This is a genomic window from Vibrio hepatarius (genome assembly GCF_001274785.1).
Lineage (GTDB): Bacteria > Pseudomonadota > Gammaproteobacteria > Enterobacterales > Vibrionaceae > Vibrio > Vibrio hepatarius.
In genome coordinates this window covers 1,079,878-1,085,877 of record NZ_LHPI01000001.1, presented here as the reverse complement: position 1 = coordinate 1,085,877, position 6,000 = coordinate 1,079,878, and the positions used below count along the sequence as shown (strand labels likewise).

General features: G+C 40.9%; 9 protein-coding genes. 8 read left to right on the top strand and 1 reads right to left on the bottom strand.

From position 1 onward, the window contains the following. Positions 1-596: 596 nt before the first annotated feature. Positions 597-872 carry a hypothetical protein gene (locus AKJ31_RS23180; RefSeq protein ID WP_169780619.1) on the top strand — a complete coding sequence of 92 codons (276 nt, stop codon included), beginning with the start codon at positions 597-599 and terminating at the stop codon, positions 870-872. Positions 873-1,100: 228 nt separating this feature from the next. Here AKJ31_RS23180 and AKJ31_RS22495 read toward each other — a convergent pair whose 3' ends face one another. After that, positions 1,101-1,256 carry a DUF3012 domain-containing protein gene (locus tag AKJ31_RS22495; protein WP_072161221.1) on the bottom strand — a complete coding sequence of 52 codons (156 nt, stop codon included), beginning with the start codon at positions 1,254-1,256 and terminating at the stop codon, positions 1,101-1,103. Between the two features lie 747 nt (positions 1,257-2,003). Here AKJ31_RS22495 and AKJ31_RS04910 point away from each other — a divergent pair. From AKJ31_RS04910 to AKJ31_RS04880, 7 genes are all read left to right on the top strand, one after another. Next, positions 2,004-2,582 carry a hypothetical protein gene (locus AKJ31_RS04910; protein WP_053407951.1) on the top strand — a complete coding sequence of 193 codons (579 nt, stop codon included), beginning with the start codon at positions 2,004-2,006 and terminating at the stop codon, positions 2,580-2,582. 134 nt (positions 2,583-2,716) lie between these two features. Beyond that, on the top strand, positions 2,717-3,226 hold the full coding sequence (locus AKJ31_RS04905; protein WP_053407950.1) for a hypothetical protein: 510 nt from the start codon (positions 2,717-2,719) through the stop codon (positions 3,224-3,226). A gap of 148 nt (positions 3,227-3,374) precedes the next feature. Beyond that, positions 3,375-3,641, top strand: coding sequence for a barstar family protein (locus tag AKJ31_RS04900; RefSeq protein ID WP_025527397.1), 267 nt, complete (start codon positions 3,375-3,377; stop codon positions 3,639-3,641). A gap of 221 nt (positions 3,642-3,862) precedes the next feature. Further along, positions 3,863-4,183, top strand: a complete 321-nt coding sequence (locus AKJ31_RS04895) for a hypothetical protein (RefSeq protein WP_029811223.1) — start codon at positions 3,863-3,865, stop codon at positions 4,181-4,183. A 163-nt stretch (positions 4,184-4,346) separates the two neighbouring features. Next, a complete protein-coding gene (locus tag AKJ31_RS04890) occupies positions 4,347-4,706 on the top strand; it encodes a VOC family protein (RefSeq protein WP_053407949.1) in 360 nt (119 codons plus the stop codon). 135 nt (positions 4,707-4,841) lie between these two features. After that, positions 4,842-5,177, top strand: coding sequence for a hypothetical protein (locus tag AKJ31_RS04885; RefSeq protein ID WP_211263033.1), 336 nt, complete (start codon positions 4,842-4,844; stop codon positions 5,175-5,177). Positions 5,178-5,348: 171 nt separating this feature from the next. Further along, complete coding sequence (locus AKJ31_RS04880; protein WP_053407947.1) at positions 5,349-5,813, top strand: GNAT family N-acetyltransferase; 465 nt, start codon at positions 5,349-5,351, stop codon at positions 5,811-5,813. Positions 5,814-6,000 lie beyond the last annotated feature (187 nt).

Sequence of the window (6,000 nt, the reverse complement as noted above, 5' to 3'; positions counted from 1 at the left end):
GTGTTTACGGCACAATGTTTTAGGTAGGGTGGTGGCGTTGTTCACCCCTTAATGCGGCGTTAGTTGCCAACGAGGAAAACGCAGCCAGAACAGAATGTTCAGGGTTAATGCCCGTGTATTTTTGGTTAGGTTTACGTATTTCAATTTTTAGTTATTTAAGTTTTTGAAATCGTGCTTTGTTTCTTGTGTGGTTTGTTTTTCTGTTTCAGAAACTGATTTATATGTTGAAAGACAGCTCTGTAACATTGTCTTCCAAAAGAGCTTTTGGTGTTGTGAATCTCTTTTCTACGGCGTTTCATGTTCCAAGTGGTTTCAGTGACAGTTGCTTTGAAACTGCGCCTGATTTGAGTGCTCCAAAACACGTAAAGCTAGCGTTGGCAAAGCAGTAATTAGCTCCAAATCAAAGCTTTAGGTTTGGCAACTAACAAAGCATTCAAGAGGGATTCACAACGCTTGGCATTTTTGCTTCTACTTCAAATTTAGTGTTTATGGCACAATGCATTAGGTTTGGGTGGAGGCGTTGTTCACCCCTTAATTGGGCGTTAGTTGCCAACGAGAAAAACGCAGCTAAAACAGAATATTTAGGGCTAGTGTTCGTGCTTTTCTGGCTCGGTTTTGTATTTCAAATTTTAGTCTTTCAGGGTTGTGCAAATCAGGCTTTGTTTTTTGTGGTCGGACTTTCCGTTTCAGAAGCCGACTCACTTGTTGAGAGTCAGCTCTGTGATATTGTCTTTTTTAAAGAGCTTTTCGGTGTTGTTAGTCCGTTTTCTACGGCGTTGTGTGTTCCAAGTGGTTTCAGTGACAGGCGCTTTGAAACTGCGCCTGATTTGAGTTTCTTAAAACACGTAAAGCTAGTGTTGGCAAAGCGGTAATTAACATCAAATCAAAGCTTTAGGTTTGGCAACTAACAAAGCATTCAAGAGGGATTCACAACGCTTGGCGGTTTTGGTTTGAATCGGCTTTAGTGTTTACGGCACAATGCTTTAGGTCGGGTGGTTTGCGTTGTTCACCCCTTAATGCGGCGTTATATTTGCAGGTGAGTTTAAGGGTTGAGAAGTAGCAGTGCTAGGATAAGCTAATCCCTAGCACCACGTCAGATATTAAAGAATGCAATGCTTAGCGAAGTCAGCAGCTTCATTGGCTGACCAATCACCTTTTGGTTTTTCTTTTAAGTCGTTACACCACGCTTCGCTGCCGACTTCAGTACAAGCCGAAAGTGCGAAACAAACAAAGACTAAGCTAAGTAGCTTTTTCACGATAATAACTCCTTTCATATCGTATATAATTTGATTCATTAAATGTGTAATATCAGTTAATGTCAAATAAGTTATTAGTAATTGATAACAAAGAGTTAGTTCACCGAACAACAAATATAACAAGGCGTTTAAGGCGGATTCACAACGCTTGGCGATTTCAGTTCAAGTCAGCTTAAGTGTTTAAAGTACAATAGCTTAGGTTTAGTGGTCGCGTTGTTCACCACTTAACGCGGCGTTAGTTGCCAACGAGGAAAAACGTACCTAAGAAGAATGTTTAGGGCCAATGTCGTGTGTTTTTGGCGAGGTTTTCGTATTTCAATTTCTAGTTTTTGGGGTTTGTGAAAATCGTGCTTTGGTTTCTTGTGCGGTTTGGTTCTTCTGTTTCAGATATCGATTAGCTTGTTGAAAACCTGCTCTGCTGCCTTGTCGTTACAAAAGGTTTGTTTGGTGTAAAAAGTCCGTTTTCTACGGCGTTGTGAATCCCAGATGGTTTCAGTGACAGACGCTTTGAAACTACGCCTGATTTTAGTTTTTCAAGGTACGAAAAATGGGTGTTGGCAAAGCGGTAATTGACTTCAAATGAAAGCTTTAGGCCTGGCAACTAACAAGGCGTTCAAGAGGGATTCTCAACGCTTGGCAGTTTTGGTTCAAAGTTTAGCTTTTGTGTTTATGGCACAATGGATTAAGTCGGGTGGTATAGCGTTGTTCACCCCTTAACGCGGCGTTAGGGTAATTGTTGGAAGTCTTATGGACGTTGAAGTTCGAAAAATATCAGGCCACATGTATGGTCTTGGAAAATATCTATTGGCTCACGGTATAGAGCATGTGATTTTTACTGGCATGAGGAATCCATTTTGGTCATCGATGGGTGTCTTACATGTTGCTCAGGCTGCTGAGATTTTAATAAAGTCGGCGATTGCTCAAGAGCATCCGCTGTTAATCTTCACGGATTTGCCGAAACTATCTCAAAATACCGAAGAACGACTTACAACTTCTCAGTTGATGGCTAAAGCTAAAACTGTTCAATATAGTAAGCTTCCGGATTTGTTATGGGCTGCTACTGGTTATGAAATCAAGCATCTCGATGTTTATAGAGAAATGGGTGAACAGCGAAACCGTATTCAGCATTTAGCTGTACCTGATGATGATTTCAATGATCTAGTATTCCGTTTTTGCATCCAAGTTATCGATCCTTTAATGGTGCATTTTTTTTGCGAGCATTTCTTGGATAATTTGGATTTTGACGACCTCTACATCTATGAGGACAACCTTTTAAGCGACTCAATTGACGCTACGGGTTTGAAGTACGAGGGTAAATTACCCTAACAAACTGTTCAAGAGGGATTCGCAACGCGTGGCATTTTCACTATGCGTTGGTTTTAGTGTTTTAGGTGGTATGCGGCGACTTCGGTATTGCGCTGCTCACCCCTTAACAGGGCGTTATGTTTTTCGAGGATTAAATGTACTTAATAGAACTATTTTCGGCTAAGGAAGACCAAGTTAAGCTGATTACTTTCGTTTTCTCTGCATTACTAGCCGTTGGTGTTTTGCTTACAAATCAGTATTTTTCCCAACGTAGAGCGCGTCAAGAATATTTACTCAAAAAGATTGAAGAGTTGGCTCAATTATCAATCGAGTACACCGATCTATGTACTGAAATCCTAGATCATATACAAAGTCAAAGAGCTGACTACCCGACAGTAAGTCGAGAACACAGACGGCGCTTGATGGCTAATATCCGTCAAATGGAGTTAATCGTAGGGCTATACTTTCAAGACTCAGGTTTTGACCCGAATGATTACCATATGTGGAATATGCGAGTCCTAGACGTTTTAGAGAAAGGTATGGCTTGTGACGAAGGTGAAGTGTATTGTTTATTTGAAGACGCTCGTCAACATGTTGTGGACAGTGACGCTAAGTTAGCCGTGATTTGTTCTGGTTTGGTTAAGAGGTTCGGGCACAAAACATAACAAACTGTTCAAGAGGGATTCGCAACGCGTGGCATTTTAACTATGCGTTGGTTTTTGTGTTTAAGGTGGTATGCTGCGGCATCGGTATTGCGTTGCTCACCCCTTAACAGGGCGTTATAGCGCAGCGGTATTTATCAGAAGAGGGATTATGCGCATTGATTTAATAATGATCGAGAACGAAAATCAACTTCATGAATTAATGGCTAATTGCTTTGGTTTTCCAGATTATTATGGAAAAAACTGGGATGCTTTTTGGGATTGCCTTTGTGATTCGGATTTGCCTAAAGTCATAGAGTTTGTAGGTTCTAGTCATTTGAAGTCAGCTCACCCAGAGAGTTTCGAATCTTTAAAAAGTTGTTTTGATGACTTGAGCCGAGAGTATCCAAATATAGGTACCAGAGTAGATTGGAACTAATGCGCTATAACAAACAATTTAAGAGTGATTCAGCACGCTTGGCATTTTTGGCTTGGGTCAAGTTTAGTGATTAAGGTGTTCTAATTAAGTATCGTGGTAGCGTGCTTCACACCTTAATTGGGCGTTATGTGTTTCACGAACTACAAGCTAACTCTCAAAATTAACCTAAATCTAGTTGCATAATGCAGTTATGTATTATTTCACAATATTGGAGAGGGATTATGTCTAAAATACAGCATCTATTTGACTCTTCTGGCGATTGGTTAGGCTTTCGAATTGGTAAAAATGTATACAATTCAGACGCTGACTGGGTTGCTTGGTTACCTTGGGGAGACGATGATGTGGTGACTACTGATGGAGATTACCTAGGTACTATTACCAACGGCAATCGCTTGTATCATTTCAGTTCCAAACCTTATCGCGGATATCCGGGCTATCCTGGTTACCCCGGTTATCCAGGATACCCTGGCTATCCCGGATTTGCAGGTTATTCACCATTACCTTTCGGTGCTCGTGATGTAACTATGCCTAAACCAGAGTAAAACACACATAACAAACTGTTCAAGAGGGATTCGCAACGCGTGGCATTTTTACTATGCGTTGGTTTTTGTGATTAAGGTGGTATGCGGCGGCTTTGGTATTGCGTTGCTCACCCCTTAACAGGGCGTTATACGCTTATCAGGACAATCAAAAAGGAGCAAGGAAATGAATCAGCATGAAAAACTTAATTATGTTGAGTTTGGCGCAAAAGACTTAGAGTCGACAAAATCATTCTTCTCTTCAGTTTTCGGTTGGGAGTTTGTCGACTACGGACCTGAATATACAGCTTTTTCAAATCAGGGATTAGACGGTGGTTTCTTCAAATCTGATTGCTGCAGCCAAACTAATACGGGTGGAGCACTTTTAGTATTCTACAGCTCTGACGTTGAAGGTACTCTAAATAAAGTCGTTCAAAGTGGTGGTGAAATCATTCGCCCTATATTCGAATTTCCTGGCGGTTGCCGTTTTCATTTTCTAGAACCAAGTGGTAATGAGTTCGCAGTTTGGTCGGAAGCCCGCGTATAACAAAGCATTCAAGAGGGATTCACAACGCTTGGCAGTTTTGGTTTGAATCAGCTTTAGTGCTTACGGCACAATGGTTTAGGTCGGGTGGTTTGCGTTGTTCACCCCTTAATGCGGCGTTATATGCAGGAGGCAAATATGGATTATACTCCGAATAAGATCGCACTATCAGAGCGGGTAGCTTGTGCTCTTTTATCTGTATTTCTAACTGTCTACGGTGGCTACGGTTTATATAAAAACTATCTATACATTCCTGCAAAACGTGGTGGTGTTCATTTTAGCAATGAACCAGCGTGGCTAATGTATGGCGCATTCGTGTGTGGATGTATTGTCATGATCTCTGTGATTGTTGACCACTACGATGAACGGAATAATGAGCGTGGTTATAGGATTTTTCGTAACGTATTTAAATATATAGGTTTTGGGTTAAGTTGCTTTGCAGCACTGTGGAACTTGGAAAATCTAATCGAGTAATGCATATAACAAGCAATTTAAGAGGGATTCACAACGCTAGGCACTTTTGCTTTTACTTCAAATGTAGTGTTTTCGGTGCAGTTTGTTAGGTTGGGTGGTGGCGTTGTTCACCCCTTAATTGGGCGTTAGGTTTATTGTCGATATCAGGAGGTCAATTTGATCATTCGTTTAATGACGGAAAAGGATTTACCAAGTGCAGCTCTCGTTCATAAGTCTGCGTTTGTTAGGCAAAACTACTCAAATGAATGGTTAGAATGTAATTTGAATGCCTTCCCACGTTACTTGATTTATGTAGCTGATATTGATAATGAAATCGTCGGTTATATTATTTGGGTACAGAAAAGTGGCTTTCGTCCTGAAGCCGTTTTGGAATTAGAGCAACTAGCCGTCATGCCGAATTCTCAGGGAAATGGTATTGGTCGAAAGCTGATCGTCGAATCATTGCCTCAGGTAAAAAATCAGCTTGCTCTTAAACAATCAATTTTGAAGCACGTGTTAGTTACTACAAGAGCTGATAATTATGCTCAAGAACTATATAAAAGCACTTTAGGCGCTGAAGTCGAGACGACAATTTCCAATTTATATTCGGCCGATGAAGTGTTGATGATTGCTCGGAACATAGGCAAACAAACCTAACAAACGCTTTAAGACGGATTCGCAACGTGTGGCAGTTTTGGTTTGAATCGGCTTGTGTGTTTACGGTGTAATAATTAAGTGTCGTGGTAGCGTTGCTCACCACTTAAGCGGGCGTTAGGCAAACTATTCAAACTTATCGTATGTCTGATTGAACTTGGTTATTATATGGACTTTCATCCCATAAAGT